Annotated in this window: 11 protein-coding genes and 1 pseudogene; 4 read left to right on the top strand and 8 right to left on the bottom strand. The window is 68.9% G+C overall.

Features of this window, described 5'->3' with window-relative positions:
* Nucleotides 1-312 precede the first annotated feature (312 nt).
* The 4 genes and pseudogenes from DX914_RS15770 to DX914_RS15755 form a co-directional block, all read right to left on the bottom strand.
* Nucleotides 313-1,092, bottom strand: a pseudogene (locus DX914_RS15770) (M48 family metallopeptidase); the annotation flags it as partial.
* 206 nt (nucleotides 1,093-1,298) lie between these two features.
* The gene (locus tag DX914_RS15765) at nucleotides 1,299-2,204 is read right to left on the bottom strand and encodes a recombination-associated protein RdgC (RefSeq protein WP_115860501.1); all 906 of its coding nucleotides are present in this window, start codon (nucleotides 2,202-2,204) and stop codon (nucleotides 1,299-1,301) included.
* Between the two features lie 54 nt (nucleotides 2,205-2,258).
* Nucleotides 2,259-3,176 carry a tRNA 2-thiocytidine(32) synthetase TtcA gene (gene ttcA, locus DX914_RS15760; RefSeq protein WP_115861217.1) on the bottom strand — a complete coding sequence of 306 codons (918 nt, stop codon included), beginning with the start codon at nucleotides 3,174-3,176 and terminating at the stop codon, nucleotides 2,259-2,261.
* Between the two features lie 160 nt (nucleotides 3,177-3,336).
* Nucleotides 3,337-3,654: a hypothetical protein gene (locus DX914_RS15755; RefSeq protein ID WP_115860499.1), complete on the bottom strand. Its 318-nt coding sequence runs from the start codon at nucleotides 3,652-3,654 to the stop codon at nucleotides 3,337-3,339.
* A 175-nt stretch (nucleotides 3,655-3,829) separates the two neighbouring features.
* On the opposite strand from DX914_RS15755, the gene DX914_RS15750 reads away from it, so the two are divergent.
* The 4 genes from DX914_RS15750 (at nucleotide 3,830) to DX914_RS15735 (ending at nucleotide 6,007) form a co-directional block, all read left to right on the top strand.
* Nucleotides 3,830-4,039, top strand: a complete 210-nt coding sequence (locus DX914_RS15750) for a YdcH family protein (protein WP_115860497.1) — start codon at nucleotides 3,830-3,832, stop codon at nucleotides 4,037-4,039.
* Between the two features lie 101 nt (nucleotides 4,040-4,140).
* Nucleotides 4,141-4,755: a hypothetical protein gene (locus DX914_RS15745; protein WP_115860495.1), complete on the top strand. Its 615-nt coding sequence runs from the start codon at nucleotides 4,141-4,143 to the stop codon at nucleotides 4,753-4,755.
* Nucleotides 4,752-5,384, top strand: a complete 633-nt coding sequence (locus tag DX914_RS15740) for a hypothetical protein (protein ID WP_115860493.1) — start codon at nucleotides 4,752-4,754, stop codon at nucleotides 5,382-5,384. Before DX914_RS15745 ends, DX914_RS15740 begins: the two co-directional genes overlap by 4 nt.
* A complete protein-coding gene (locus tag DX914_RS15735; RefSeq protein ID WP_115860491.1) occupies nucleotides 5,381-6,007 on the top strand; it encodes a hypothetical protein in 627 nt (208 codons plus the stop codon). Before DX914_RS15740 ends, DX914_RS15735 begins: the two co-directional genes overlap by 4 nt.
* A 148-nt stretch (nucleotides 6,008-6,155) precedes the next feature.
* Here the strand turns inward: DX914_RS15735 and DX914_RS15730 are convergent, their stop codons facing one another.
* From DX914_RS15730 to DX914_RS15715, 4 genes are all read right to left on the bottom strand, one after another.
* Nucleotides 6,156-7,448 carry a hypothetical protein gene (locus DX914_RS15730; protein ID WP_147300701.1) on the bottom strand — a complete coding sequence of 431 codons (1,293 nt, stop codon included), beginning with the start codon at nucleotides 7,446-7,448 and terminating at the stop codon, nucleotides 6,156-6,158.
* 243 nt (nucleotides 7,449-7,691) lie between these two features.
* Nucleotides 7,692-10,589, bottom strand: a complete 2,898-nt coding sequence (gene plsB, locus DX914_RS15725) for a glycerol-3-phosphate 1-O-acyltransferase PlsB (RefSeq protein ID WP_425480698.1) — start codon at nucleotides 10,587-10,589, stop codon at nucleotides 7,692-7,694.
* Between the two features lie 245 nt (nucleotides 10,590-10,834).
* Nucleotides 10,835-11,740, bottom strand: a complete 906-nt coding sequence (locus DX914_RS15720; RefSeq protein ID WP_147300700.1) for a hypothetical protein — start codon at nucleotides 11,738-11,740, stop codon at nucleotides 10,835-10,837.
* A 384-nt stretch (nucleotides 11,741-12,124) separates the two neighbouring features.
* The gene (locus DX914_RS15715; RefSeq protein ID WP_115860485.1) at nucleotides 12,125-13,045 is read right to left on the bottom strand and encodes a 5'-nucleotidase, lipoprotein e(P4) family; all 921 of its coding nucleotides are present in this window, start codon (nucleotides 13,043-13,045) and stop codon (nucleotides 12,125-12,127) included.
* Between the last annotated feature and the right edge of the window lie 577 nt (nucleotides 13,046-13,622).

Below are 13,622 nucleotides of genomic sequence, written 5' to 3'. Positions count from 1 at the left end.
CGGCTCACGCCGCTCCCACAGGCAGCCGTCGGGCGGCCCTGGTCCTCTGTGGGAGTGACGTGAGTCGCGATTGAGTCAATGCGATTTGCCGCGACAGCGCAGGTGGCCGAGGTCGCCGGTCGCGGCTCGCGCCGCTCCTACAGGTAGCGGCCACGGGGCCGTCGCGTTCGTAACAGCCATCTCTCGGGGTAGGAGCGGCGTGAGCCGCGACCGCGGCAATACGATCTACCGCGACAGCGCAGATAACCGACCCGTCCGGTCGCGGCTTACGCCGCTCCTACCCCAAAGCGGGTCGCTAGAGGTTTTGCCGCACAGCGCGTTCAATGCTGCTTTCAGCGGGCGGCCTTCGGCGCGGAAGAACTCGCGTTGGTCGCGCCAGTGCGGGCTGCGCGCTTCGACCTCGCGCCAGAACGCGCGCGAGTGATCGGCGTGGATCAGGTGGCAGAGTTCGTGCACCAGCACGTACTCGAACGCCGCCGGCGGGGCCAGCACCAGCGCCAGGTCCAGCGACAGCGCGCCGTCGGGCGAGAGCGAGCCCCACTGCGACGACATCACCCGCAGGCGGATGCGCGCGGGCGCGCGCGGCAGGCCTTGCAGGTACTTGGGCAGCCAGCGGCCGACGTCGGCGCGGGCCTGGGCTTCGTAGAAATCGCGCAGGGCGCGGCGCAAGGTGGCCGGCGCCACGGCCTCCGGCGCGACGATGGCGATGGCGCCGTCCTCGTCCTCGGCGATGCGCAGGTAGCGGCCCACGGTCCAGCGCAGCGGCCGCATCGTGCCGCGCAGCGGAATCTCGCCCTCGGCGTGCGGCTGCAGCGCGGTGTGCGGGCTGCGCGTCTGCGCCAGTTGCTTGGCCAGCCAGTCGCCGTGCTGGCGCACGAACTGTTCGCCGGCGCGGTCGCTGGCGCGCAGCGGCAGGGTCAGGCGCGCGCCGCGTTCGTCCACGCTGAGCTTGAGCCGGCGCGCGCGCGGGTCGCGCACGCGCAGCACCTCGATCTGGCGGCCGTCGGCGAGCGCGATCGTCACCGTCTCGCGTTCGACCGTGCGCGGGGCCGGCCGCGGCTTGCCGGTGAGCAGGCGCAGCAGGCTGGTCATGGGTGGGGGCCCGGCATGGGGGCAGGATAGCGCGCGGGGATGACGGTTGCGGGGCGGCTTTGGAAGCGATGGCAACAGCAAAGGCAAATCCTCCCTAGCCCCCCTTTTTCAAAGGGGGGGACTTATCGGGCGGTCAGGGGTGGCGCTGTGGCTTGAAACTTCCCTTTTGTTGAGGGGGGTGCCTTTGGCCTTTGAGGCGCCTCGGCTCAAGCCTCGGCCTTGCTCAACTTCAGCGCCGGCTCCAGCACGTTAAACAGGCGCTTGACCTCGCCGCTCATCAGGGCGAAGCGCGCGTCCAGTTCGGCGCGCAGGTCGTCGCGCTCGGTGCTTTCCAGGCTGTCCACCGCGCCGTCGAGCAGCTTGAACTTGCGGATCACCAGGTCCTCGCCGAGCACGAAGGACACGTGGTCGTCCAAGGTCAGGGCCAGGCGGGTGACCTGCTTGCCGGTTTCCAGGTGCTTGCCGATTTCGTCGCTCTGCAGTTCCTGGCGCTGGCACTTCACCACCGCGCCCTGGTCGACCGGGTCGCGCAGTTCGCACTCGTCGCCCAGCGACAGGCCGGTGGGCAGCGGTTCGCCGGCGACCCAGCCGGTGAGCACCGAGCGCGGCGCCACTTCGGCGTTCAGCGGCAGCGCCGGGAAGCTGCCCAGCGCGCGGCGGATTTCGCTGACCACGTTCTCGCCGGTCTTGCGGCTGGAGGTGTCGACCACGACGATGCCGTGCTCCAGGTCCAGCAGCGCGTCGGTGCGGCTGGGCTTGATGAACGCGCGCGGCAGCAGGTCGACGATCAGCTCGTCCTTGATCCGCTTGCGGGTGCGGCCGCCGGGCTTGCGGCCTTCCTTCTGCTCGATCTCGGCCAGCTTCTTGGCCAGCAGGTCGTTGACCACCGAGCCCGGCAGCAGCCGGTCTTCGCCGCCCACGCTGAGCCAGATCGCGTCGCGGATGCGGTGCGACATGGCCTCGGCGTCGCGGCCGAAGGGCGAGATGAAGCCGCGCGAGGACAGCTCCAGCGGGCCGACCGGCTTGAGCTTGCACTCTTCCAGTCCGGTTTCCAGGTCGTCGATCTTGGCGGTGGTGGGGAAGCGGAACAGGGTCAGGTTGCGGAAGAACATCGAAAATCCGGTAGAAAAAAGTGGGGATGCGGAACCGGGCGGAGCGGGGCGCGATCAGGGCGCGCCGGGCTCCACGGCCGGATCCCGTTCGTGCGGTTCGCCGCCCAGCCAGGCGTGCGCGTCGGGCAGCGGCGCCTGGCCGCGCAGGCCCAGCGCGAGGAAGTCGAACAGCTTGGGGTCGGACAGCTGCGAAGGCCGGATATCTCCCAGCGCGCGCGAGATGGTCTCGATCCGGCCCGGCGACTCGCGTTCCCAGGCGTCGAGCATCTTCTTGACCTGCTTGCGCTGCAGGTTCTCCTGCGAGCCGCACAGGTTGCAAGGAATGATCGGGAACTCGCGCGCGGCCGCGTACTGGGCGATGTCGTCCTCGCGCACGTAGGCCAGCGGCCGGATCACCACATGCTTGCCGTCGTCGGACAGCAGCTTGGGCGGCATGCCGCTGAGCTTGGCGTGGAAGAACAGGTTGAGGAAGAAGGTGGCCACCAGATCGTCGCGGTGGTGGCCCAGCGCGATCTTGGTGAAGCCTTCCTGCTCGGCGTAGCTGTACAGCGCGCCGCGGCGCAGGCGCGAGCACAGCGAGCACATGGTCTTGCCTTCCGGCACCACGCGCGTGACCACCGAGTAGGTGTCCTGCTCCAGGATCTTGTAGGGCACGCCCACCGAGTCCAGGTAGGCCGGCAGCACGTGCTCGGGGAAATCGGGCTGCTTCTGGTCCAGGTTCACCGCCACCAGCTCGAACTTCACCGGCGCCTTGGCGCGCAGCTGCAGCAGGATGTCGAGCAGGGTGTAGCTGTCCTTGCCGCCGGACAGGCAGACCATGACCTTGTCGCCGTCCTCGATCATGCCGAAGTCGGCGATCGCGCGGCCGACCTGGTGGCGCAGGCGTTTGGCCAGGCGCTGGTGCTCGTGCGTGCGGCGCTGGTCGGCGCGCACGTGGCGCTGGGGTTCGGCTAGGGGCAGGACGGTGCTCATCAGACCCACCATTCTACGGGCTGGGTCGGGGCGGCTGCGATCCTGGGCCGGGCCGCACAAACGAACGGCGCGGTGCACCGCGCCGTCGTGGCGGCAAAGCCTGAGCTTTCCGCCGAAAGCCGCCACCCTTCTGCGGAGCGGTCGGCGACCGATGGCCCGCTTACTTCTGCTTGGGGGCATCCTTGCCCCGAACCGGCGCCGGGCTTTCCTCGGCCACCGGCTTCAGCGTCGTATCGCGGCCGTCGCGCACGGGCGCCTGCGGGGTGATGCCGGGATCGGGGGCGATCGCGATATTGAGCCTGCAGTTCGCGCCCAGCGGAACGCTGTCCGGGAATTTCTCGCAGTCGGGGCCCTTCTTGCCATCCGGACAGCACCAGCGGGTGCCTCTCTCGCCTTTGATGACGATGTTCTTGGCCATGACCAGCGGCGAACCACAGGCGAACAGCACGAAAGCCGATATCAGAACCAAACGCTTCATCTGACCTCTCCTTGGTGTGCGGGCGATCCGCGGTCGCAGGATAGGCAAACGATATTCTAACTAAATATGAACGAAATTTTTACTATTCAGGCGACGGACAGCCCGTGAACGCAGGCGAGCGCCGCTCCCGCGCCAGGGAGATGGCAGCGCCATCGCCGCGCGTTAAGCTCCGCCCATGCTCGAGAGCGACGATCCTGCCGTGATAGCGCGCAAACTGGCCGAACTGAGGTTGGAACACCGGGACTTGGACGCCGCGATCGATCGCCTGACCGTGGACACCGAAGCCGACGAACTGACGGTGAAGCGCTTGAAGAAGCGCAAGCTGTGGCTGAAGGACTGCATCGCACGGCTGGAAAGCGCGCTGATCCCCGACGAACCGGCCTGAGCGGCGCCGACGAAGCGCGCAAGTTGCGCGGCTGCTGACATACGTCACTGGCCCGCGCCGACCCCTGTGCTACGGTGCGCGCACTCGCTTCGGACCACGGCATGGCGGACAAGGACGAACTCATCGGCGCGGCGCGCAACCCGTGGTGGCAGGCCGCAGCGGCCGTGGCCGCGGTGGCGCTGGTGGCGACCCTGCTGCTCGGCGGTTTCAAGCAAGCCAAGAGCACGACCAAACCGCTGCCGCAGTTCGCGGCCGGCCAACGCGTGCAAAGCGGTGCGATGGCGGTGACGCCGCTGCGCGCCTGGGTTGCGCATTACCGCCCGGGCCGGCAGGTCGAGCCCGACCAGTTGTACCTGGTGTTGCAGGCCGATATCGAGAACCGCACCGGGCGCAGCTTCAACGCCTTCGGCTATCCGCTCAAGGACCTGATCCTGGTCTCGGCCACGCGCGAGCCGGTGCAGGCCGATAACCTGCTCATGGCCGACGACCACGGCATCGCCGGCGACCTGCACCCGCGCCTGACCCAGCGCGTGGATCTGGTCTGGAAGCTGCCGCGCAATTACGTCTACGCGCCGCGCCAGACCTTTGGCCTGTTCGCGCGCGACTACAAGGCCAAGGCCTATCTCAACGACGAGGGCGCCTGGGTGCAGGGCGATCCCTTCGCCAAACTCGAGCTGCCCGTGCAGGACTTGCGCGATCGCCGGGTGGCGCCATGAGCGCGCCTACTCCCGCCGCGCCGCCGCGTTGGCGCCTGCCGCGCTGGCGCTGGCGCGACGCGCTGTGGATCGTGCTGGCGTTGGTGGCCGTGGTCGCATTGCGCAAGGGCCAGTCCGATTACGAACAGCGCGACGCGCCGCTGCTGCAATCGGCGCCGGCCGCGCGTGCGCAGGGGCGCAACTTCGTGGTCGAGGTCGGCCGGCGCAAGGTCGCCCAGGCCTATCTGCTCAAGGGCGAGCCCGGCGAACCCGGCGACCGCACCTTGCGCAGTCCCGGCGTGTGGCTGTCGGTGTTGGCCAAGGTCGAGGCGCTGGAGCGGCCGGGCTATCTGACCGCGCAGATCCGCACCCGCGACGGCCTGATCTATGTCGCTTCGAACAAGGAACGGCCCAAGCTCAAGGGCTTCAACCTCAGCGAGCGCGAGCTGGCGCCGGGCTTGCCGGAGGAGGGCGCGTGGTTCTTCGAACTGCCGCCGGATCAGCTTGAGGGCGCGCACCTGCAGTTGTATTGGGGCAGCCTGCTGCCGGTAGGCGGCGACAGCCTGGTCGATGTCGACCTGGAGCTGGACAAAGCCGCTGCGCAGAAATTGCTTGCCGACGCCAAACCGGTATTGGACCTGCGCCTGTGAACACCGCCACGACGAACACCGACGACACCATAGTGGCCGCGCCGCCGGCCGGCTGGTGGCGGCGCAACGCCGCTTGGCTGCTCGGCACCGCCGTGCTCGGCACGCTGGCGTTGTGGCTGCCCTATCGCGACGCCTTGCAGCAGTATCGCGAGCGCAATCCTACGGTGACGGTCGCCGGCGCCAAGGGCGACTGGAACGCCTTTGCCGGCGCGCGTTGGAGGCTGGTGTCCGCCGAGTCGATGGTGGCGCGCGATCCGCGCCTGCGCGGCCCGTTGCGCAAGGACGCCGAAGTGCTGCTGCTGAGCTACGAAGTGATCCCCGAGCCGGGCACCAAGATCACCGATCTGGACCAATGCCGCGGCGCGATCGTGGATGCGCAGGGCCGGCGTTGGGAAACCGGTGGCGCCGCGCTGCCGCGCCTGTCCGGCCCGCGCCTGCCGGAGACCTGCGGCAGCGGTTACGACGACGCGTTCCGGCGCGTGATCGCCGCGCCGGGCAAGCCGTTCGCATTCCGCCATGCCTTCGTGTTGCCGCGCGGGCAGCGCCCCGATCAACTGCGCGCACGCATCGAACTGAAAAACTCGAAGACCGCCGCAGGTCGCTACCTCGAATTCAAGCTATAACGGCCTTTGCCGTGATCCCCGCGAACGCGGGGGCGTGACCACGCGGCACGTCTCGCCACCGCCGCCTCGTCTTTTGCTCGTCATCCCCGCGAACGCGGGGATCCAGGGCTTCATCGCGACCAGACTCCGGGGTCCGGTCCGCAGCCGCTCACCCCGCCCGCGGCAGCCGCGCGATCGCCCGATCGAACGTCGCCGCCAGCAGCACCACGCGCAGCACATCGGTCAGCAACGAGGTTCGGAACGACAGCGGCGTATTGAGGAACACCGCGTAAATCTGCCCCTCCACCCGCTGCCAGTCCGGGTCCATGGGCCCGACCCACTGCTGCATCCAGTGCCACGACCACGAGTCCAGGTAGGCCAGCAGTTGCCAGCACACGCACAGCGTCAGCAGCGCCGGCAGGCCCGCGCGCAACACCAGGCGCAGGCTATTGACCACCGGCACGCCCTTGCTGGTCCAGCCGGCGCTGGCCTTGTCGGCGAGCATGCGCAGGGTGAAGTGCATGGCCTTGAAGCGCGCGACCGCACGGTCCAGCGGCGCGTCGGCCTGGTCGATGCGCTGGGCCTTGCGCAGGTCGATGCCGTAGATGATCGCGGTGATCGCCAGCCAGATCAGCGGCAGCGCCACAGCGCCGCCAGCGGTGGCGACGAAGTCCCACAGCGGCGCCAGCGCGCGCTTGATCGGCGCCAGCAGCTTGAACAGCGCGGTCGGGCTTTCCCACCAGTCGGTGACCGCCACGTACACCGCGCGCTGGTGCCACCAGTCCTTGCCGGTCTGGATGATCTGGCCGATCGCGGCCACGCCCACGAACACCCAGTAGGCCTCGCAGATCGTCGCCAGCACGTTCCATGAGGCGTGTCCCGTGGCCGCGGCGCGGCGCTTGCTGAGCCAGCGCACCGCCCAGGCCACTGCGAGCGCGATCCACAGGCCTTTCAGGCCAAGCACGTGGCCCAGGTCCTCGCGCTCCCATATGCTGAAGAAATAAGCGATGCCGAAGTAGCGGCGCAGGCCCTCCATCAGGCCCCAACCCACGTAGTAGGCGAAGAACGGCAGCAACGCGATCGCCAACGCGGTGATCCATTGCTTGCGCACCGCCCGGGTGTCCGGGGTGACCGCGCCGTAGGCCAGCATCGGCAAGGACGGCCGCAACGACTGGAACATGAAGATGGTGCCGACCAGCTGGGTCACGATCAGCACCGACAGCGCCGCGAACGACATCAGCACCGAGCGCTCGCCCAGCTTGACCGCCAGGTCCATCAGCAGGTCGTAGCAGACCCGCTGGGCGAAAAACCAGAAGAACAATGCCGGCCAGTGCCGCCACAGCAGGCGCGCGGACAGCAGCGGAATTTCGAGCCAGGCGCCGCGCGGCGGGCCATCGTCGCGTGCCGGCGCGAGCGCGGCGGGGTTGGACGGGAGCGCGGAAGTCGAGGCGCGTGCGGACATCGGCGAGACCGGTGCGGGGTCCGGCGATGGTAACCGGGTCGCGGGGGCGCGAGCAGTGACGAGTATCAGGTCGGCGGAAGCCGGTATGCGGTGGTGGCCGCGATTCCACACATCGTCATTCCGGCGAAAGCCGGAACCGATTTTGATCTTTAGCCGCCTCCCTGCGGCGGGGATCTCATTCAGCGAAAAAAGCAGAATGGGTTCCGGCCTTCGCGGGAATGACGGTTTCGGGCCGTCGGACGCTCAGCCGGCCGCCGGCTCCGCCGTCGCCGGCTTGGCCATCTCCGGGCTGATCTTCTCGATCGTATGGCGCAGTTCGCGGCCCAGGATGACCTTGGCGTCCTTGGCCCAGGTGTCCAGGCGCGCGTCGAAGGCCAGCTTGCCGTTGGCGTCGGGCCAGACCAGCTTGAGTTCGCGCAGCTTCTGGATGAAGCCGCGGAACAGGGTCTTGTCGAAGAACTCCGGCGCAGCCGGTGCGTACAGCAGCGACAGGCGCTGCGCGGCCAGTTGGCACAGGCTTTCCAGCTCGCCGGCCGAGAGCGTGCCGGCGCCGTTCTTCACCAGCACCGAGATGGCGATGTAATAGCGCTCGAAGGCCTGCTGCAGCGAATGGCCGATCGCGCGCAGGCGGAACACTTCGTCGGTCTGGCCGGCGTTGCGCGCCAGGATGCCGCCGTCGTCCTCGCTCACGCGTTCGAGCAGGCCTTCGCGGATGAACACCTCCACGGTGCGGCTCAAACGCTCGGCAAATTCGTCCTCGCTCCAGGGCAGGAACAATTCGGACTGCAGGAACGGGTACACGCTGCGGCCCAGGCGCAGCAGGCCGGCCTGGCTCATGCGCCGGTTGTGCTGGAAGCAGCAGGCGATCCACGAGGCCGCGGTGAACAGGTGCAGCACGTTGTTGCGGAAGTAACTCAGCAGCACCGCCTTGTCTTCGTCCACGCCGAGCACGTCGCCCAGCGGATGGGCGATGCGCTCGAGCACGTTGATCTCCTCGCCGTGGGCGACGATTTCCTGCGGCGTGTGCGGGGTGACGGTGACGCGGTCGGAATACGGCAGTTCGGCCAGCAGGGTCTTGCTCAGCGCGATCTGCGCCAGCAGGTCGGCCTCGCCCATGGCGTGCTTGGGCGTGGACAGCAGCGCCAGCGCCAGCAGGTTGATCGGGTTGACGTCGGCGGCGCGGTTGACGTTGACCTGGATCCGCTGCGCCAGCGCCTCGACGGTGTCGGACAGCCACTGCGGCTTTTCGTCTTCGCTCACCGGTTGGCCGTTCCATTCCGGCGCGTGCTCGGCGAGCACGTCGTTGAGGCGGATCGGTTCGCCGAAGTTCACCACCACCTGGCCGTAGTTGGAGCGCAGCACCTTGGGGATGCCCCACAGCAGCTGCCAGATCGATTCCTTTTGCTTGGGCTTGCCCGACAGTTCGTCCAGGTAGCTGTTGCCCTCCATCAGCTTTTCGTAGCCGATGTAGACCGGCTGGAACAGCACCGGTCGCGTGGGCTGGCGCAGGAAGCCGCGCACGGTCATCACGATCATGCCGCCCTTGGGCGGCAGCAACCGGCCGGTGCGCGAACGTCCGCCTTCGATGAAGTACTCGATGGAATAGCCGCCCGCGACCAGCTGCGCCACGTACTCGGAGAACACCGCCGAATACAGCGCGCTGCCGCGGATGCTGCGGCGCAGGAAGAACGCGCCGCCCTTGCGCAGGATGGTGCCCACCACCGGCAGGTTGAGGTTGGCGCCGGCGGCGATGTGCGGCGGCACGATGCCCTTGGTGTACAGCAGGTAGCTCAGCAGCAGGTAATCCAGGTGGCTGCGGTGGCAGGGCACGTAGATCACTTCGTAGCCGGGCGCGTCCTGCTTGAGCTTGTCCAGGTGGTGCACCAGCACGCCGCGGTAGATGCGGTTCCACACCGGCGTCAGCAGGAAGCTGGCCGAGCGCACCACCGGATGCGAATAGTCGGCGGCGATCTCGTACGCCATCGCATGCGCTTTCTTCCAGGCTTCGGCCAGGCCGTTGCCGTCGCGGCGGGCCTGGTCGGCGATGGCTTCCTTGACCGGCTCGGACGCCAGCACCTGGTCGACCAGCAGGCGCCGGGTCGACAGGTCGGGGCCGATCACCGCGGCGCGGATGCGGCGGAAGTGGGTGCGCAGCACGCGCGAGAGCTTGCGCACGGTGCGCTCGGGCGGCAGGCCTTCGGCGACGATGCCGCGCAACGAGACCGGCGGCGAGAACCGCACCACGGTGTGGCGGCCGTTGAGCAGGATCGCCAACAGCCGGCGGAAGCGGCCGACCAGGGTCCAGTTTTCCGAGAACAGCACCGAGAACCAGCCGGTGCTGCGGTCCGGCGCGCGGCCGACGAAGATCGACACCGGCACCAGCTGCACGTCCAGTTCGGGATCGATGCGGTGGGCGTCGATCAGGCGCGCCAGCGAGCCGGAATGGGTCTTGGCCGGCGGCGGCGGTTGCGGCGCGCCGACCAGGGTTTCGCCCAGCGACTGCAGCGGCGCCAGGGTGCCGCCGGCATTGCGCCGCGACAACGCGACATAAGCGCGCTTGCGGCCCAGCGGATCGCCGGGCAGCGGCTGCAGCGGCGAGGGCAGGCCGGATTCGCGGCAGGCGCGTTCCAGGATCAGCGCGTTGGACAGGCCGTAGTCCTCGAGCACGTAGCAGACCGGGCGGCCGTTCCATTCCTCGGCCACGTGCTCGGTCGGCGACTTGGGCTCGATGGTCAGCTGCACCCACGGCGCCATCAGCCTGCCCAGCAGCTTGGCCCACCAGGGGCGGCGCGCGGGCGGCGGCAGCGGGCGCGGTTCGGCGGCCGGCGGCGGTATCGGCAGCTCGGCCTGGGCGGGGTCGGGTTGGGAATGCGGGTGGTTGCTCAAGTCGGGCTCGGAAGAAGGGGGGCGGGCCAAGTCCGGTTCGGCCGGGGAGTGCGATATGTCGGCGATCGGCGGCGATTCGGTGCCGATCGCGATGCTATCGGCGCCTTCGGGCTGCGCGTCTCGCGCGCCTTCCACGGCGCCTGCGGGCGCAGGCTCGGCGCCGGCGTCCGTGGCGGTGGCCGCCGGAGGGGCGCCGTCCGCTGACGGTGTGGCGTCGGGGAAGGGCAGGGGCGTCTGTTTCGGCATCGCCTGCATTATGCCCATTCGGCCCCGCAGGTCGCGGCTAGCACCGCCCAAGCTTCGGGGTAGGAGCGGCGTGAGCCGCGACCGCGACAGCGCGATTTACCGCGGCAGCGTGAACGGCCGGAACCTGCGATCGCGGCTTACGCCGCTCCTACAGAAGCATCGGCGCGCCGTCGGCGGGGGTAGGAGCGGCGTGAGCCGCGACCGCGAATCCGCAACCACCGCGCCGGCATCGCCGGCGGTGTCGTCGCGACTTGCTACGGCGCCGTCTTTGCCCCAGGCGCCTTCGGCGCAACGCTGGCTGCCGCCGTCCGCGCCGCTTCGGTTTCCGCATGCCGCAACACATCGCTCAGATACCAGCGTCCGTCGTGGCGCTCCACCTTTACGAAGGCATCGATCGGCTGCTCGGCCAACGTGTAACGAATCCGCACGCGCGCGGTGTCGCCGGTCTGCTCGGCCAGGCTCGCGTCCACGCCGTCCAGGCTGGCGTCGAAGTCCAGGCCGTAGCCCACCAGCACCTGTTTGAAGCGGCCGAAGAACGGGCCCAGCCGCTCCAGGCTGCGGTCCATGCCGGTCAGGCGGAACGCGTCGGGGCCGCTGAGGCCGCTCTGGCGCGCGGCCGCGGACAGCTGCGCGATCGCCACGCGCGCGCGGGTCGCGTCGCCCAGCGGCGCGCGCTGGCCCCAGGCGCTCATCGCCGCGATCAGCTGCGCGTAGTGGTCGCGCTCCTCGTCGCTGTAGTCGCCCTCGCTGCGCACGTACTGGGTGGCGAACAGACCCAAAGTGGCGGCGGCCGAGCGCAGTTCGGTATGGGCGCCGGCGAATTGGCGCTTGTACACGGCCTGCAGTTTCTTCTCCGCGTCCGGCGCGGCCAGGGCTTGCAGGAAGGCGGGCAGGCGGTCGTCCAGCGGCAGCTCGGTCAGCGGCCAGGTGGTGCGGCCTTCGCGCCAAGCGGTTTCCAGGCGCCGGTGCAGCTCGGGCGGCACGGCGTGGCGGGCGTAGCCGCGCAGGTCGTTGCGGCGCAGGTCGTGCACCAGTTGCTGCACCGCCTCGGCCGGCAGTTTGGGCGGCGCGTCGGTGTCGGCCGGAGGCGAGCGGTCGCAGCCGACTAGCGCGGCGAGGCTCAGCAGCAACGCGGCCATGGCGCGTCGGATCGGTGGCATGCGGCGGCTCCCCCAGTCGCTGGCGGCATCTTGGCTGCGGCGCCGGCCGCGGACAAGCCAAGTCGGTCGCGGATCGTGGCGGGCGCCCGCGTCGCGGGGGTTACGGCGGGATGGAGCAAAGTCGGTCGCCTGGGTTACGGATCGACAAAAGCCGGTAATGCCATCGAATAGACGGCGAATGGCGGCGAACCGGCGCATAAAAAAAGGAGGCGCTGGGCCTCCTTTAAACCGGCCGTAGCCGGGATGTCGAGTTGTGGCATGGCTCCGGTTCGCACCGGACGGGAGCAGGTTACGCTCGCCGCCAAGCTAATGCAATACCTGAAGTATTGCGTCGTAAGTATTTGATTTAAATAAATCAACCGGTGTTGCGCTGCGCCAAGGCGCTTACGGCGCCGTGTTCAGCGCCTCGCGCTTGCTGCTGCGGCGCGCCTCGCGCGGCTGGTCCCAGGCGTTGTTGAACAGCGCCGGTTCCCAGGAGCCGTAGGTCGGGTTGGGCAGCATCCACCAGCGCTCGCCGAACCAGTCGTCGTACTGCTGCAGCAGCTGATCGCGGCCTTCGGGCGTGTTGGCCACCACCTGGACGAAGTCGCCGAGCTGGTCGCCGAACTGCATCAGCACGCGGTACTTCTGACCGGCCAGCTTGCGCCGGCAGTTCTTCTCGCTGCCGTTCTGCTCGCAGCCTTCGACGAAGGTGCCCAGGCCCAGGAACACGCTCTCGTCCTTCACCGGCAGGCCGGCGTCGCGCAGGTTGGCCAGGGTGGCGGCCTGCAGGTGCTCGGCGCGGTTGGACAGGTACAGGATGGTCACGCCCTTGGCGCTGGCGGCCTTGGCGAAATCGACCACGCCCGGCAGCGGCTTGGCCTTCTTCTCGGCGACCCAGGCGTCCCAGGTGACTTCGTCGTATTCCTTGCCGTCGCGGACCAGGCGCGCCTGGTAGGGCGAGTTGTCCAGCACGGTCTCGTCCACGTCCATGATCACCGCCGGCGGCAGGCCGGTGGCGGCGTTGCCGCGCTCGTCCGGCACCAGCGCGTCCCAGTTCTTCTGCTTCAGCGCGGCATCCAGGTGATCGGCCGCGGCGCGGTAGACGGTCTGGGTGGCTGCGCGGTACTCGGCCGAGGTCTGCACCCAGAGCACGGCGTTGAGGTTGTCGTCGGCGGCCAGGCCGGCCGGCTTGGCGGCGGCAGTGGCCGCGGGCGCGGGCGCAGCGTTGTCGGCCGGCGCCGCGGCTGGCGTCTCGGTGCGCTTGCAAGCCGCCAGCGCCAGCGCGCAGGAAAGGACGGACAGGGTGAGGACGCGAGCGGTCATGCGCGATCCGGAGTGTGGAAAGGGCTGAAGTGTAGCGGAGGCGGGTGACGCGGTTGGTGCTTGGGCTGGCGGGTGGGGCGGCCCTCACCCCAACCCCTCTCCCGTAAATGGGAGAGGGGCTAAAGCAAATCGGCGTCGGATCTGTCCCCTCTCCCGCTTGCGGGAGAGGGTTAGGGTGAGGGGGTGAGCGCAAAGCGCGAATGCTCTTGATCCTCGCTCGGGCACCGAACTCGCCGCGCAAACAGAAGACCCGTAGGGCGGCGCCCACTCCGATCTCGCACGGGAGCTCTGTCCAAGGACAGCGTTTTTTCTTTGGTTACTTTCTTTTGACGCTTATCAAAAGAAAGCTACCCGGCCGCTTGCGGACGGAAGCTGTTGCTGTTGCTTAAGAGCCAAAGCAAATCCCCCTCAATCCCCCTTTTCAAAGGGGAAGACAAGCAAAGGCGGAAGCAGGGCGAGCGAGGGGTTGCGGCGTAGGTGCGGATTCGCGGTCGCAGCTTGCGCAGCTCCTACAGGGGCGTGCGTGGCTCTCGTCGTAGGGGCGCAGTCGCGGCTTACGCCGCTCCTACCCCAAGGC

Origin of the sequence: Lysobacter silvisoli, from assembly GCF_003382365.1 — a bacterium.
Lineage (GTDB): Bacteria > Pseudomonadota > Gammaproteobacteria > Xanthomonadales > Xanthomonadaceae > Lysobacter > Lysobacter silvisoli.
Note: the sequence above shows the minus strand (reverse complement) of the source record. Positions and strands in the feature narration are given on the sequence as shown.

What these genes read in the sequence shown, in the direction of transcription:
- DX914_RS15765 (WP_115860501.1), bottom strand. Translation starts at nt 2,204, where the DNA reads ATGTTCTTCCGCAACCTGACCCTGTTCCGCTTCCCCACCACCGCCAAG.
- ttcA (WP_115861217.1), bottom strand. Translation starts at nt 3,176, where the DNA reads ATGAGCACCGTCCTGCCCCTAGCCGAACCCCAGCGCCACGTGCGCGCC.
- DX914_RS15755 (WP_115860499.1), bottom strand. Translation starts at nt 3,654, where the DNA reads ATGAAGCGTTTGGTTCTGATATCGGCTTTCGTGCTGTTCGCCTGTGGT.
- DX914_RS15750 (WP_115860497.1), top strand. Translation starts at nt 3,830, where the DNA reads ATGCTCGAGAGCGACGATCCTGCCGTGATAGCGCGCAAACTGGCCGAA.
- DX914_RS15745 (WP_115860495.1), top strand. Translation starts at nt 4,141, where the DNA reads ATGGCGGACAAGGACGAACTCATCGGCGCGGCGCGCAACCCGTGGTGG.
- DX914_RS15740 (WP_115860493.1), top strand. Translation starts at nt 4,752, where the DNA reads ATGAGCGCGCCTACTCCCGCCGCGCCGCCGCGTTGGCGCCTGCCGCGC.
- DX914_RS15730 (WP_147300701.1), bottom strand. Translation starts at nt 7,448, where the DNA reads ATGTCCGCACGCGCCTCGACTTCCGCGCTCCCGTCCAACCCCGCCGCG.
- plsB (WP_425480698.1), bottom strand. Translation starts at nt 10,589, where the DNA reads ATGCAGGCGATGCCGAAACAGACGCCCCTGCCCTTCCCCGACGCCACA.
- DX914_RS15720 (WP_147300700.1), bottom strand. Translation starts at nt 11,740, where the DNA reads ATGCCACCGATCCGACGCGCCATGGCCGCGTTGCTGCTGAGCCTCGCC.
- DX914_RS15715 (WP_115860485.1), bottom strand. Translation starts at nt 13,045, where the DNA reads ATGACCGCTCGCGTCCTCACCCTGTCCGTCCTTTCCTGCGCGCTGGCG.